Source organism: Isoptericola cucumis (assembly GCF_014635665.1).
GTDB lineage: Bacteria > Actinomycetota > Actinomycetes > Actinomycetales > Cellulomonadaceae > Isoptericola > Isoptericola cucumis.
Genome location: NZ_BMDG01000009.1, coordinates 1 through 14,004 on the forward strand (window position 1 = coordinate 1; position 14,004 = coordinate 14,004).

13 protein-coding genes are annotated in these 14,004 nt (G+C 74.4%); 4 read left to right on the forward strand and 9 right to left on the reverse strand.

The window, feature by feature from the left end:
• The 7 genes from IEW03_RS13350 to IEW03_RS13380 all read right to left on the reverse strand — a co-directional run.
• The coding region (locus IEW03_RS13350) for a helix-turn-helix domain-containing protein (RefSeq protein WP_229738011.1) at positions 1-365 on the reverse strand (365 nt) is incomplete at its 3' end.
• 312 nt (positions 366-677) lie between these two features.
• On the reverse strand, positions 678-1,460 hold the full coding sequence (locus tag IEW03_RS13355) for a DUF3800 domain-containing protein (RefSeq protein WP_188524199.1): 783 nt from the start codon (positions 1,458-1,460) through the stop codon (positions 678-680).
• Between the two features lie 279 nt (positions 1,461-1,739).
• Positions 1,740-2,666, reverse strand: a complete 927-nt coding sequence (locus IEW03_RS13360) for a glycosyltransferase family 2 protein (RefSeq protein ID WP_268236093.1) — start codon at positions 2,664-2,666, stop codon at positions 1,740-1,742.
• Complete coding sequence (locus IEW03_RS13365; RefSeq protein WP_188524201.1) at positions 2,666-3,490, reverse strand: ABC transporter permease; 825 nt, start codon at positions 3,488-3,490, stop codon at positions 2,666-2,668. The genes IEW03_RS13360 and IEW03_RS13365 overlap by 1 nt, the downstream gene beginning before the upstream one ends.
• 5 nt (positions 3,491-3,495) lie before the next feature.
• Positions 3,496-4,719, reverse strand: a complete 1,224-nt coding sequence (locus tag IEW03_RS13370) for an ABC transporter ATP-binding protein (protein WP_188524202.1) — start codon at positions 4,717-4,719, stop codon at positions 3,496-3,498.
• 31 nt (positions 4,720-4,750) lie between these two features.
• Complete coding sequence (locus IEW03_RS13375) at positions 4,751-5,836, reverse strand: glycosyltransferase family 2 protein (RefSeq protein ID WP_188524203.1); 1,086 nt, start codon at positions 5,834-5,836, stop codon at positions 4,751-4,753.
• Positions 5,829-6,740 (reverse strand): glycosyltransferase family protein, encoded by a 912-nt coding sequence (locus tag IEW03_RS13380; protein ID WP_188524204.1) that lies wholly within the window; start codon positions 6,738-6,740, stop codon positions 5,829-5,831. The genes IEW03_RS13375 and IEW03_RS13380 overlap by 8 nt, the downstream gene beginning before the upstream one ends.
• 212 nt (positions 6,741-6,952) lie before the next feature.
• Here IEW03_RS13380 and IEW03_RS13385 point away from each other — a divergent pair, with 212 nt between their 5' ends.
• Positions 6,953-8,071, forward strand: a complete 1,119-nt coding sequence (locus tag IEW03_RS13385) for a glycosyltransferase WbsX family protein (RefSeq protein ID WP_188524205.1) — start codon at positions 6,953-6,955, stop codon at positions 8,069-8,071.
• A complete protein-coding gene (locus IEW03_RS13390; RefSeq protein ID WP_188524206.1) occupies positions 8,068-9,123 on the forward strand; it encodes a glycosyltransferase family 4 protein in 1,056 nt (351 codons plus the stop codon). The genes IEW03_RS13385 and IEW03_RS13390 overlap by 4 nt, the downstream gene beginning before the upstream one ends.
• On the opposite strand, the gene IEW03_RS13395 is transcribed toward IEW03_RS13390, so the two are convergent.
• Positions 9,086-9,784 carry a phosphatase PAP2 family protein gene (locus IEW03_RS13395; protein WP_188524207.1) on the reverse strand — a complete coding sequence of 233 codons (699 nt, stop codon included), beginning with the start codon at positions 9,782-9,784 and terminating at the stop codon, positions 9,086-9,088. The genes IEW03_RS13390 and IEW03_RS13395 overlap by 38 nt on opposite strands.
• Before the next feature lie 228 nt (positions 9,785-10,012).
• Here IEW03_RS13395 and IEW03_RS13400 point away from each other — a divergent pair, with 228 nt between their 5' ends.
• A complete protein-coding gene (locus IEW03_RS13400) occupies positions 10,013-13,336 on the forward strand; it encodes a hypothetical protein (protein WP_188524208.1) in 3,324 nt (1,107 codons plus the stop codon).
• Positions 13,337-13,372: 36 nt separating this feature from the next.
• Here the strand turns inward: IEW03_RS13400 and IEW03_RS13405 are convergent, their stop codons facing one another.
• The gene (locus IEW03_RS13405) at positions 13,373-13,630 is read right to left on the reverse strand and encodes a PqqD family protein (RefSeq protein WP_188524209.1); all 258 of its coding nucleotides are present in this window, start codon (positions 13,628-13,630) and stop codon (positions 13,373-13,375) included.
• 219 nt (positions 13,631-13,849) lie between these two features.
• Between IEW03_RS13405 and IEW03_RS13410 the strand changes: the two genes are divergently transcribed.
• Positions 13,850-13,963 carry a lasso RiPP family leader peptide-containing protein gene (locus tag IEW03_RS13410; RefSeq protein ID WP_188524210.1) on the forward strand — a complete coding sequence of 38 codons (114 nt, stop codon included), beginning with the start codon at positions 13,850-13,852 and terminating at the stop codon, positions 13,961-13,963.
• Positions 13,964-14,004: the final 41 nt, after the last annotated feature.

Here is a 14,004-nt window from a genome sequence, read left to right on the forward strand (position 1 = left end):
TCGGTGCAGCCATGACTCTCATCCTTCCGTGGAATGAGAGCCTCCATCAGACCCGGGGCGGGACAGGTCGAGGGCGCGACCCCGGTCAACGCTGCCAGTTGGACCGGACCCAGCCGCTTACGCAGCCGCAACGACACGATCCGCCGCGTGGTAGCCGGGCTGGTCTTGGCCGGCATCCGTCGCGGCCGGCTGGAGCGGTCTGCCATCGGCTCACCCGCGGCGTACCGATCGGCCCACCGCTTGACCGTCGGCCACGAGCACTGGAATCGGGCCGCGACCTCCGCGATCGGAACGTGCTGATCGATCACGAGCCGGGCGACCGTGAGCCGAGCCCGGGGAGTCAGAGCAGCGTTAGCGTGGGACACGAGGGCCTCCTGTGAGCAGAGCGGATACCTAGGCAGTTCCACTCCACCGCGGGAGGCCCTCGTGCGCCATCAGTCAGATCAGCGCGTCACACTCTCTCGACCAACGTGCCCGGTCAGTACAACTAGCCGTCCCTCGCAGTCGGGCGCGACACGGGGAAGCTGTCCACGCTAGCCCAGCCCGGCCGGCACCTTCACAACTCCACCCCCGCTCCAGGAAGATCCACTACTCGGATCCTGTTAGCCTCTATGTCTGCAAGGCCCTATGTGATCTTCGTGGTCACTCAGAGGGTCTTGCACCTCGCGGACCCCCGGCTACGCCGGGGGTTCTTGCGTTGTGGGATCAAGCCACACGATTCCCTTCTCGGCGCCCGGAACCCACCGGTCGTGGGTGCGCATGTATGCCCGGATCGCATCGGCCTGGACGCGGTTCTTCGTGCCCCAGATCTCCGGGTGGTCTTGCCTGTGCAGGTGGTACGCGCCGTAGGCAATCAGGTCGACAGCCTGGATCAACTGGCTGTACTGGCTGTCCTGCATGATCACGTCCTCGACGACGCGACGTGTGCTGAGGTCGAGGTCGCGGTGGGCTCGCCTGTACGGGGTGGCGTTGCGCACTGCGGTCTTCCAGAGTTCGCTGAGTTCCTCCGGAGAGGGGTCTGTCGCCCCGTGGTGCAGGCCTTGCTGTCCGTCGTAGAACACCATCAGATGGGCATCCAGGCGTTCAGCCCAGTCCTCGAGCCATGCGATGAACTTGGCGTAAACGGTGGGCGTGGTAGTCAGCGGGCTCGCGACGGTCACCACCTGAAAGTGCTCGAAGCGCGAGAGGTGACTGAGCATGATGCGCCCGGTCGCTGCTCGCTGGGATGTCCCGAACGACCGTTCCTGCTCGGACGTCTCGCAGTACTTGCCACGCCCCTTGTAGAGCTGGTTGGCGTGGAGCTCCGCATGCTTGCGGACGCCGAACGTGCGGTGGATCTCGCGGCGCCCGGTAAGCCAGGCATCCAGCAAGCCACTCCAGTGCTGGGCCTCGACGATGAGCGCGCTGAGCGTTGTCCCGCGCCGGGAATCGCCAGAGTCGTCGACGTAGCAGAGGTACACGGCTACGAGCGTCCCAGCAGCCACGGGATACTCGGCGAGCGAGTCGCTGACATCGACGCGTGATCCAGCGCAACAGGAGGTGCCCACCCACTGCTGGCCCGGCTGGCACCTCGGTGTTCGCCGCGCGCCGCGCGGAACTGTGTCGCGCGCACCCGCATCTTCAGCTTGGCCAACGGTTGCCCGCCTGGATCCGACACGTTGCCCGACGACGTCATGCGCGACATCCTGCCGTATCCCGCCCACGGGGCTCAGATAGTGGGTTGATGCGATGGGCCGGCTTCAGGCGCGGCCGAGGCGGTGCCGCACCCGGTGCGTCGCCTCCCGCGCCGCGGCGCGCGCGTCGAGCCGCACCGCCCGGCCGAGCATGCGAGCCGCTCCGGGCAGGTGCCCGTGCCGCAGGCGGTCGAGGCCCTCGCCCACGGAGTCCGCGGCGTCGCGGGCGTCGAGCGCGGCGAGGTTCGCGCGGACGTCGGCGAGCACGTGGGGGTCCCGGTGGTGCTCCGCCCCCCACAGCTGCATGCCGATCATGCGGCGGGCCCAGTCGTGCACCAGGGTCGGGTTGCCGTGAGTCGTGTTGGAGCCGTGCCGCCGGTAGAGCGTCAGCACCGCCGGGACGCCGACGAGGCGTGAGTACTGCAGCAGCCGGAAGGTGAGATCGGTGTCCTCGGCATAGGCGAGAGCGGGGTTGAACCCGCCCACGCGGAGCAGAGCCGTACGGCGGTAGAGGAAGGCGACGACGTTGGGGAAGGGCACGCGACCTGACAGCAGGTCACGGGCAGATTCGCCGGACACCACGTAGTGCGGGCCCTGACGCGCGCCCTGGGCGTCGATCGTGTCGATCGACGAGTACGCGGCGCCCGCGCCAGGGTCCGCATCGAGCGCGTCGACCAGCACCTGGAGCCGGTCGGGCAGCCACACGTCGTCGTCGTCCAGGAACGTCACGTACTCGCCCCGGGCGAGCGCCGCCCCGTGGTTGAGCGGTACCGACACGACGTGCCCCGCCTCGCGGACGACGACGGCACCCGGGACGGCGGACGCGGCCTCCCGCACGCCGTCGGGGTCGGGCGAGCCGTTGTCCATGACGACCAGCCGCCAGTCGGTGAACGACTGTTCCTTGACGCTCCGCAGCGCCTCGGCGAGGTACGGGGAGACGCGGTTGGTCGACATGACCACCGTCACGCGGGGTCGGTCGGTCGGCGCGCCCATCAGATCAGGTCCGCGAACTCGCGCTCGCGCCGCTGGAACACCAGCAGCCCGCCGACCACCGCCACCGCCGACGCCCCCAGCAGCCCGGCCACCTGCCACGCCGGTGGCGCGGCGGTGCCGAGCATCGACCAGCGGAAGCACTCCATGAGCCAGGTCAGCGGGTTCGCCTCGAACCACCACGACAGCCCCGCGGGGACGGCGTCCAGCGAGTATGCCACCGGCGTCGCGTACATCAGCACCTGCACGAGCCACGGGAGCACGTACTGGACGTCGCGGTACTTGACCATGATCGCGGAGGCGGCGAGGCCGATCCCGGACCCGAGCGCGAGGGCGCAGAGCGTCCACAGCGGCAGGGCGAGCACCGCCCAGCCGGGATTGACGCCGTTGACGGCGAGCAGCACCGCGAACAGCGCGAGCGAGACGACGAAGTCGAGCAGCACCGACATGACGACAGACAGCGGCACCACGACGCGGGGGAAGAACACCTTCGACACGAGCGCCTGGTTGGCCACGAGCGAGGGCGCGGCCCGCGTGAGCACGCCCGAGAACACCGTCCACGCCGCCGTGCCGGCGAAGGCGAACAGGAAGTAGGGCACGCCGCCCGTGGGCAGGCCCGCCACCCGGCCGAAGACGATCGCGAAGATCGCCGCCGTGACGAGCGGCTGCAGCACCACCCAGGCGACGCCGATCGCCGTCTGCCGGTAGCGCAGCACGATGTCGCGGACGCCGAAGCTGTAGAAGATCTCCCGCGCCTCCCACACCTCACGCCACCGGGGCACGTTCAGCCGCCGGGGCGGCGTGATGACGATCCTGGCCGTCGTCATGGGGCTCACCACGCCTCGTAGTCGAAGTCGCACAGCACGGCGCCGAAGATGCCGTCCTCGATGACGACCTCCGGGTACGGCAGGTGGGGGAGCACTTCGAACGTGGCCGCAGCCTGCCACTCGTCGAACACGCCGGCCTGGCACAGGTACATGTCGACGGTGTAGAGCCCGGGCTGCAGCCAGAGGTCCTTGATGCGGACCTCGCCGCCGTGGGGCTCGGACGGGTCGAACCACTGGCTCACGAGCCGGGAGTCGCACTGCGTGACGATGACGCCCCGCTGGTCGCGGACGTGGCAGGTGACGAAGTACTTCCCGACGATCTCCGGGTTGGCGCCGACCTCGAACGTGATCACCGTGTCGTCGACGGGTTCACGCACCTCGGGCGTCGTGACCCGCGCGAAGCGGATCAGCCCGCTCCCTGGCCGCCGCCGGACGTCCTCCTGGCTCTCGCGGAAGCTGGTGAAGCTGTCGCGGTAGGCGGCCATGACGTCGTCCACGGTGCCGTGGTGCACCAGGCGGCCGCGGTCGAGGAACATCGCCGACGTGCACAGCGTCGTCACCGTCTGCATCTGGTGGCTGACGTAGAGGACCGCCCGGCCGTCCTTCGCGACGTCGCGCATCTTGTCCAGCGACTTGCGCTGGAACTCGGCGTCGCCCACCGCGAGCACCTCGTCGATGGCGAGGATCTCGGTCTCGAGGTGGGCGGCGACGGAGAACGCCAGCCGCACGTACATGCCGGAGGAGTAGCGCTTGACCGGGGTGTCGAGGAACTTCTCGACGCCGGAGAACCGCACGATGTCGTCGAACCGCCGCTTGATCTCGCTGCGGCCCATGCCCAGCAGGGAGCCGTTGAGGTAGATGTTCTCGCGGCCGGTGAGCTCGGGGTGGAAGCCCGTGCCGACCTCGAGCAGGCTGCCCACCCGTCCGCCGAGCTCCACCCGGCCGCCGCTCGGGGCCGTGATCCGCGTGAGGATCTTCAGCAGCGTGCTCTTGCCGGCGCCGTTGCGCCCGACGATGCCCACGGCCTCGCCCCACGGGATGTCGAACGAGAGGTCGTGCAGCGCGTCGAACGTCTCGAACTCGCGGCGGTGGAACGGGCGCCGGACCCGCGCGACGAGCGCCTCGGACAGGCGGTCGTGCGAGCGCCCGGACGTCGCGATGCGGTACGACTTCGCCAGCCCGCGGCTGGAGATCGCGGTGTCCGGGGGGCTGCTGGTGGTGGCGCTCATGCGGTTCCCTCGAGGTAGGAGTGCGGTCACGCTAGTCCGGCGGGGAGGGCGCGCCGAGGGGTTCGAGGGCGTTTTCACCCCGGTCAGGGGTGGATTCCACCCGGCCCTCGCCGGCCGCCGGCTCGGCTGCCTGGTCGGCCTGGTCGGCCCGCTGGCGGGCGCGGGCGGCCCAGGTGGCGGCGAGGGCCTCGAGGGCGCGCGGGGCCCTGCCGTGGGCGCCCACGACGTGGGCGGCCAGGGCGGTGGCGACGACGACCGCGGTGCGCAGGCCCTCCCGCGGCCCGTGGTCCCGCCAGGTGCGCACGGGCCGGGGGAGCACCCGGTGCCGCAGCACCCCCCAGCGGCGGACGCCGGACGCGTGCCAGCGCCCCGCGAGCAGCAGCGCGTTGCGCGCGTAGTAGAACGTGCCGAGGTACGACGCCGGCCCGGTGAACGACGCCGAGACCCGGTGCCGCACCACGGCGCCGGGGTCGACGACGAGCCGCACGCCGCGCTGCCGCGCGCGCAGGCTCCAGTCGGAGTCCTCGAAGTCGAGGAAGTACCGGGCGTCGAAGCCCCCGACGCGGCGCCACGTGGCGGCCGTGGCGCACACGCAGCAGCCCGTGAGCAGGTCGGCGCCGAACGGCTCGCCGGCGGCGAGCTCGGCGGCCGCCTCCGCCGCGCTCCGGTGTCGGGGGAGCCCGTCGACGTCGTCGAGCACGGCGCCCGCGAACCAGAGGTCGCCGTCGCCCGCCCCGCCGGGGCCGGCGCCGAGCCGCACGATCCGGGGGCTCGCGGCGACGGCGCCCGCGGTCGCCAGGGCGGCCAGGCGGTCGAGGGCCCCGGGGTCCACGAGCGTGTCGTTGTTGAGGACGGTGAGCAGGCCGTAGCCCCGCTCGAGCCCCCACGCCAGCCCGCGGTCCATGCCGCCCGCGAAGCCGAGGTTGTCGCCGGTCTGCAGGGTCGCGACGTGCGGCCAGCGTTCGGTCACCGCGTCGAGGACACCGTCGTCGGAACCGTTGTCCACCACGAGCACGTCCGTGGCCGGCGACCCGGCGACGAGGGAGTCGACGCAGCGGAGCGTGTCGTGGCGGCCGTGCCAGCTGAGGACCACCACCAGGTGCTCCCGCTCAGGCACGGGGGGCCTCCGTCCCGGCCAGGGCCGTCGGGTCGCCGGGAGGCGCCTCCTGCCGGGCGGGGAGCACCTCGGCCTCCGCGACCGGGCGCAGGCGCGGCCAGACGGCGCCGAACAGCGGGTGCACGTCGCGCTGCACGCGCCACGCCACCGGGGACGGCCACCAGACGAGCCACAGGTACCGCCCGGCCGCGAAGTCGCGGGCGTGCCCCCACCCGCGGACCTTCGCGCGGACGTGCCCCAGCGTCCGGGCCCACGAGTTGTGCACGATCGCGTCCTGCGGCCGCGCGCCGAGCACCCGCACCTCGCCCGGCTCGGCGGGCCGCCGGACCGCCGGCGACGCGGTGTCGCCGTGCACGAGCACCCGCAGGTGCCGGCCGTCGGTGCGGCGGGCGGACGCGAGCCGCGTGCCGCGGCGCACGGCGACCGGCCCCGGGTACTCGTACGCGGGGGTGCCGGCCGCCGTCGTGACCTCGAGGTAGCCACGGCGGGTGCGCCGGTACAGCACGCGCATCGGCCACTCGACGGCGTCGCAGCCGTGCACCTGCGCCGTGCGGAGCGCGGCCAGCAGCGCCTCCGGGCGGGGGAGCAGCTCGTCGCCGTCGAGCTGCAGCACCCAGTCGACGTCTCCGGAGAACGCGTCGAGCGCGGCCTGCCGCTGCGCGGTCTCGCCCCGCAAGGGGTCGGCGACGTCCCGCCAGGTGCCGGGCACCACGCGCAGCACGCCGCGGGTGTCGACCGCCCGGACCACCTCGAGGCACTCCCGGGCGGGCACCGGCCGGCCGTTCCACCCCAGCCCGTCCTCCGGGTAGGGCACCACGAGCTCGTCCACCGCCGGGTAGGAGGCGCGCAGCGTGGCCTCGAGCCACGTCAGGTCGCCGGGCAGGACGTACGCGCCGATCCTCATGACCCTCCCCGTCGGTCGTCGTCGGGAGGCCAGCTCGGCCACGTGCGGGCTCGCCTCCTACGGCGAGGCTAGGCGGGTGCGGGCCGTCCGCCGGGGTGAAGTTGGGCCCCCGGAGCCCGCCGCCGGGGTGAAATACCGCCACCGTCGTTGAGCCGGACCGGATCGCTGCACAGACTCGGGACGACCGACGACGACGGCGAGGGGAGGCGACGATGGCGACGGCGCGCGCGGTGGCGTTCTACCTGCCGCAGTTCCACCCGATCCCCGAGAACGACGCGTGGTGGGGGCCCGGGTTCACCGAGTGGACCAACGTGGCGCGGGCGCGCCGGCTGTACCCCGGGCACGCCCAGCCCGACCTGCCCGCCGACCTGGGCTTCTACGACCTGCGCCTGCCGGAGGCACGGGCCGCGCAGGCGGAGCTCGCGCAGCAGCACGGCGTGGAGGCGTTCGCGTACTGGCACTACTGGTTCGGCGACGGGCGCCGCATCCTCGAGCGCCCGTTCACGGAGGTGCTCGCCACGGGGGAGCCCGGCATCTCGTTCTGCCTCGCGTGGGCCAACCAGACGTGGAGCGGCATCTGGCACGGGGACGCCGACCGGGTGCTGATGGAGCAGCGCTACCCCGGCCGGGCGGACCACGTGGCGCACTTCGAGGCGGTGCTGCCCGCGTTCCGCGACCCGCGCTACCTGCGCGTCGGCGGGCGGCCGGTGTTCTACGTCTTCCGGCCCGAGGAGCTGCCGGACGCGGCGGGGTTCGTCGACCTGTGGCAGTCGCTCGCCCGCCGCGCCGGCCTGGAGGGCCTCTACCTGGTGGCGGAGATGAGCGACCTCGTGGGCCGCGGGGTGCGGTACGACCGGGTCAAGGAGGACGGGTTCGACGCCGGGGTGTACATGCGGATGCCGGCCGGGACGTCGCGGGCGGACGTGCTGCGCATGCGCGCCGTCCGCAAGCTCGCCGGCGGGCCGGAGATCCACCCGTACACGACGACGTGGGCCCGGCAGAACCGCACCGGCGACCTCGTGCAGCCGTGCGTCTACCCGAACTGGGACAACACGCCCCGCTCCGGGCGGCGCGGCATCGTGCTGCGCGGGGCGACGCCCGACGGCTTCCGCGAGAACGTCCGCCAGGCGGCCGCGTCCGTGGCCCACCGGCCCGCCGACGAGCGCCTGCTGTGGGTCAAGTCGTGGAACGAGTGGGCCGAGGGCAACCACCTCGAGCCCGACCAGCGCTTCGGCCGCGGCTGGCTCGAGGCGCTGCGCGACGGGCTGAGCGACGGTGCGGGCGAGGGTGCGGGCGAGGGTGCGGGCCACGAGCCGGAGGGGGCGCCGTGAGGATCGCGATGGTCTCCTACTACCTGCCCAGCGCCAGCAAGCAGGGCATCGGCTACCAGGTGCACGAGCTGGCCACCGAGCTGGTGCGGCGCGGCCACCACGTCGACGTGATCAGCGAGTGCCCGCCCGTGCCCGGCGCCGTCTACGGGCACCGGCACGTGGAGCTGTCCGGCGCGCTGCGCACGTTCCGGTTCGCGACCGCGGTGCGACGGCTCGGCCTGTCCGGCTACGACGTGCTGCACGCGCACGGCGACGACTACTGGCTGTGGCGCCGCCGGGTGCCGCGACACGTGCGCACCCTGCACGGCTCGTGCTTCGAGGAGGCGCGCCGCATCCGGGGCGCCAAGGAGCGCCTGCGGATGGTGCTGCTCGGGTGCTCCGAGCTGCTGGCGAGCGTGGTCGCGGACCGCACCGTCGTCGTCTTGCCCGCCACGCGGCGCTGGTACCCGTGGGTGCACGACGTGGTGCCGAACGGGGTCGACACGTCCCGCTTCGCTCCCGGCGCCGCCGGCGCCCGCGCCGGCCACCCGGTCGTGCTGTTCGTCGGCGCGTGGCACGGCCGCAAGAACGGCGCCGAGCTCGCGCGCCAGTTCGTCCGCGACGTGCGCCCGCGGCATCCCGACGCGGAGCTGTGGATGGTCTCGCGCGACGTGCCCGACGACGCCGGCCCCGGGGTGCGGGCCCTCGGGGCGCTCGACGACGCGGCGCTCGCGGACGCCTACCGGCGGGCCTGGGCGTTCTGCCTGCCGTCCGACTACGAGGGCTTCGGCATCCCGTACGTGGAGGCGATGGCCAGCGGGCTGCCGGTCGTGACGACGCCGAACGTCGGCGCGCGCTACGTGACCGACGAGGGCCGGGCCGCGGTCGTCGCCCCCCTGGAGTCGGTCGGGGGAGCGCTCGCCGACCTGCTCGCCGACGGCCCCCGCCGGGCGGCGTTGGCCGACGCCGGCCTCGCGCGCTCCCGGGACTTCTCCCTGCCGCGGGTCGTGGACCGGTACGAGGAGCTGTACCGGCCTACGGCGCCCGCACGGGCGGCCGCCGCCGCACGCTGACCGGCGGGACGTCCCCGAGGCGCAGCGCCCACCAGGTCGCGCCGGTCACCGCGCCGACCAGCAGCAGCGAGCCCAGGACGTCGGCCGGCCGGTGCGCGAACGACACGACGTTCGCCGCCCCGGCCACGAGCGCGACGACGGACCAGCCGGCGACGACGGCGCGCGACGCGCCGCCCGGCCACAGCAGCACGACGGCGACGCACAGCGCCGTCACCGCCGCCACGTGCCCGCTGGGGTAGGAGTTCTCGGGGATGGCCTGGTGGCCCAGGTCGGGCCGGTCGAGCAGCACGTGCTTGAGGAGCTGCGACCCGAGGGCCGAGACGCCCACGACCAGCGCCGCCGCCGCGAGCCGCCGCCACGCTCGCGCTCCCACGGCGCGCGCCAGCGGCACGAGCACCACCGCGGCCAGCAGCAGCGGGAGGGCGGCCCGCACGAGGCGGGTCACCGGGACGGCGGCGTCCCACAGGCTCGCCGTCGCGGCGAGCGCCTCGTCGTCCAGCCGCTGGCCCGCGTCGGTGCGGACCGCGAGCAGGTACAGCGCGGCGAAGGCGAGCCCCAGCACGACGCCCACGAGGGCGGGCGTGCCCGAGGCGTGACCCGGGGTCGCCGCCGTCTCGCCGTGCTCCACGACGCGACCGTCCGCGGGGGCGTCGTCGCGCATCGTCACTCCTCGGTCTCGTCCCGTCTCGTCCCGCGGTCTCGTCGGGCCGGCGCCGGGGCAGGCGGGCGACGGCAGACGTCCTGGACAGTGTTTCGGGCACCCGGCGCGCCTGTCCCCGTGCGGCCCGGGTGAAACGGTCCCGGCCACGGGTGAACTGCCCTCGCGGCCCCGTCGCCCGTGCCCTGCGGTGCCTAGCCTGGCCGGACGCACGCGTTCCCGGGAGGACCAGTGTCGCGACGAGTGGTGGTGACGGCGTCGGCGCTCGCGGCGTGCCTCGTCGTCGTGCTCGTCGTCGCGCTCGGCGTCGCCCCGGCGCTGCTCCGGGGGAAGGACGAGGGAGGCGCCGCACCGGCCCCGTCCGCCGCTCCGGCCGTGGCGGTCACCGGTGACGTCCCCGTCTGCGGGGTCCCCGACCTGGCGCGGGTGGTCGACGACGGCCTCGACCACGCCGCGTCGGGCGGGGTGCGCACCGTGGTCGACGACGTCCGGCCGACGACGGGGGAGGTGATCACCGCCCGGGTCTCCGGCGGGACGGCGTACGTCCTGTCCCGGGTCGACGCGACGTACACGGTGGCGAGGTTCGCGCTCGCCGACGGCGAGGCCGAGGGCGAGACGGTCGTCGAGCTCGACCGGGACGGGGCGGCCGAGACCTTCGGCACGGATTCCTTCGAGGTGGCCGCGGACGGCTCGGTGTACCTGCTCGACACCTTGATGGGACGCCGTGACCTCGTCAAGGTGGCGCCGGACGGCACCGAGACGTGGCGCACGACGCTGCCCGAGGGACCGCAGACCACCGGCGCCGTCCTCGACCTGGAGGGGACCGTCCGGTGGGACGACGCCGGGCAGGAGGACGCCGGGCACCGCGAGGTCGTGGGGGTGGCCGACGCCGGGGCGGTGCTGCACCGCGTGGGCGGGGACGGCGCCCTCCTCGACCCGTTGGCGATCGACGGGGCCGTGCTCGGGCAGCTCGCCGGCGGCGCCGCCGTCCTCGCCGCCGCGCGGCCGGCCGCGGGCGGCGACCGGACCGACCTGCGGATGACGGTGGTGGGGCCGGACGGCGGGGTGCGGGCGCGCCTCGGGTCGTCGGCCCCGGCGGGGCCGACTTTCGGCGTGCCGACGCTGCCGTGGACGGACGCGACCGGTGCGGGGGCGGCCCCCGGCGGCGGGCTGCTGCTCGCCGAGCCGGGCACCGGGCTGCGCCGGTACGGCACCGACGGCGTGCTGCTCGGGACGTGGCCCGACGCCAGCATGGACGCGGAGCAGCCGTTCACCCTGGCCGCCCGCACCCCGGTGCTCCAGGACGGCGACACCTCCTACGTGCTCACGGACGGCACGGACGGCGCGCTGTCGCTGACGGCGATCTCCGCGGACCGGATGGCCGCGGGACTGCGCGCGCCGATCACGCTCACCGCCGACAGCGAGAGCCTGGTCGCGGACCTGGGCCTGGGGGCGGGCCTGCTCGTCGACCGCCCGTACGGGGTGTTCGCCGCCGACGAGGAGCCCCGGGTGGTCGCGGCGTTCGACGAGGCGTGGGGCGCGCACGCGGACCGCTACCGCCTGCGCTACCAGGTGCGCGGCGACCCGCGGGTGCCGGACCCCGTCGTCGGCGAGGAGCACCTGGCCGAGCTTCCCGCGGACGGCGGCAGGATCGAGCTCGACCTCCCGCCGTCGCGCCCGGGCGTCTACGAGGTCGACGCGGCGCTGGTGGACGACGACGGGACCGCGGTGTCCGGGGACTGCCTGCGCTACACCGTGACCCCGGCGGGCAGCGCGCTCGACCCGGCGTCGCTCGCGGACGGCGCCGACTGGGGCGGCGCCCAGCCGCTGCGCGGCGCGCAGCTCGCCGACCAGCTCGGTGTCGGGTCGCACCGCGTGCAGCTCGACTTCGCCGCGCTCGTGCCGGACCCCACGGCCGACCCCGGCCCGGCCGGGGTCGCGTGGGAAGGGCTGCCCGGCGCCACCGTGGGCGCCGACGGCGCGGCGGACGGCGAGCCGGAGGAGACGACCGACCCGTTCGCCGACCTCGCCGCCGCGGCGCGGGAGGCCGAGCGCACCGGGGTGCGGCTCGTCGTGCAGGTGGGCCAGGGCGGCGACGCCGAGCGCGCCGCCGCGGAGGCGGGCACCTGGGAGGGCTGGGTGCGGCAGGTCGTCGCCGGCCTGCGGGACCGCGCGCCGGGGATCGTGCACTGGTCGCCGTGGAACGAGCCGAACGGCACGGGTTACGACGACCCCGCCCGGTACGAGCGCGAGGTCGGCGCGCCCTTCGCCCGCGGCGTCCGCGCGGCCGACCCGGACGCCGTCGTCGTCGGGGGCAACACGCTGGGGTTCGCGCTCGACTGGTGGGAGGGTCTCGTCGCCGCGGGCGGCTGCGAGTCGCTGGACGTCGTCGGCATCCACCCGTACACGGGGCACAACAGGTCGTGGGAGGAGGAGGGGTTCTCGGCCGACGGCGCCGAGCTGGACCAGCTCCGGGAGATCCTCCGCCCGTGCGGCGACCGGCCGGTGTGGGACACGGAGACCGGATGGTGGTCCGACGGCGTCGTGAGCTTCTGGGCGTCCGGCTGGGACGTGGCGCGCAAGCTGTGGTGGTACGCCCTCGAGGACGTCGAGGAGTGGACGTACTTCTTCAGCGAGGGCGGCTTCGGCGAGGCGGGCAACTCCTGGTCGCTGCTGCAGTACGACGCCTACGTGAAACCGGCCGGCGCGGCGATGGCGGCGACGGCCCCCGTCCTGGCGGGGCTCGACGACGTCGCCGCCGTGGGCACCGGGACGCCCGGGGTGCACGCGATGCAGGGGCGCGCGGACGACGGCACCACGGTCCTGGCGCTGTGGTCGGAGGAGCTGTCGACGTCGGTCGTGGTGGCGCCGCGCGGCGGGCGGGAGGTCGAGGTCACCCGCCGCGACGTCTACGGGGCCGAGCAGGACCTGACCCTCGCGGCCCGGGGCACCGAGGTGCCCGTGACGGGCAGCCCGGTGCTGCTGCGCGTCCCGGCGGGCGCCCGGCTCCAGGTGCGTGCCACCGAGCCGTTCGGCGAGGACGTGCTCGCGGGACGCCCCGTGACCGTGTCGTCCACCCACCCGGACGCGGGCGAGGCGGCCACGATCACGTCGGGCACCTTCGACGTGCGCGAGCCGTGGCGCTCCGGCCGGCTCGCGGACGGCTCGGTCGACCCGGCCCCGACCGTGGAGATCGAGACCGGCGGCCCGGTCACGGTCGACCGGATCGCCGTGGCCACGGCGGGCATCAGGTGCTGCACCGCCGGCCTGCGGGACTACACGGTGGCGGTGCGCGTCGCGGACGGCGGCTGGCGCACCGTGGCGGCGCCCTCCGACCAGCTGTGGGACCGGGTGGCGCTCCTCGAGGTCGACCCGGTGGAGATCACCGCCGTGCGCGTCTCGGTGCCGTGGACCGAGATCCGCGGCACGCGGGTGCTCGACGTCAACTACTCCGGCGTTCTGGGCGGCCCGCCGACGCCGTTCATGCCGCTGGTCACCGAGAGCGACTGGCTGGTCGCCGTCAGCGCCGTGCGGGCGTGGGAACCTGCCGGCTGACCAGGCTTCGGCTCAGGCCCCGGCTCAGGATTCGACTCAGGCCTCGACCAGCAGCTCGCGCCGGCGCAGCTCGGCGAGGAACGCCTCCGTGTCGCGGGCGGCGACCGCACGATCGACCCCGTACTCGGCGACGAGCGCCGCGGTCAGGTCCTCGGCGGACCGCTCCGCCTGGAGGAGCTTGGCGACGAGCGCGCCGCTGCCGTTCGTCGTGAGATATGTCGACGACGCGAGGTCGAGGATGACCAGCTCGCCGTCGATCTCCTGCCAGGTGACGCCGTCCTCGCGCAGCCGCATCGTCGTGCCTCTCGTCGTCGGCGGGTCCGGCCTCGCGCCGGACGTCGAGTCGAGGATAGGCAGCCGACGGGCCGCTCGACGGTGCGGGGCCGCGGTTTCACCCGGCGCCGGGTGAAAGGCCGCGGGCCAGCGGGTGACATCGCCGCGGAGCGCTTGACCGGCCGTGCGGGCCGGGCGACGTTGAACGCGTCCTGCACGCACGAGAGGAAGGAGCCTCCCATGTACGAGGCACCGCGCATCACCGAGGTGGGTTCGGTCAAGGACGTCACGCTGGAGCAGCAGTGGGCCTTCGACTTCGACGGCGACCTGTTCCACAAGGGCAACGCGTCCTGACCCCAGGCGCGGTGCCGGCCCTCCGACGGTGGAGGGACCGG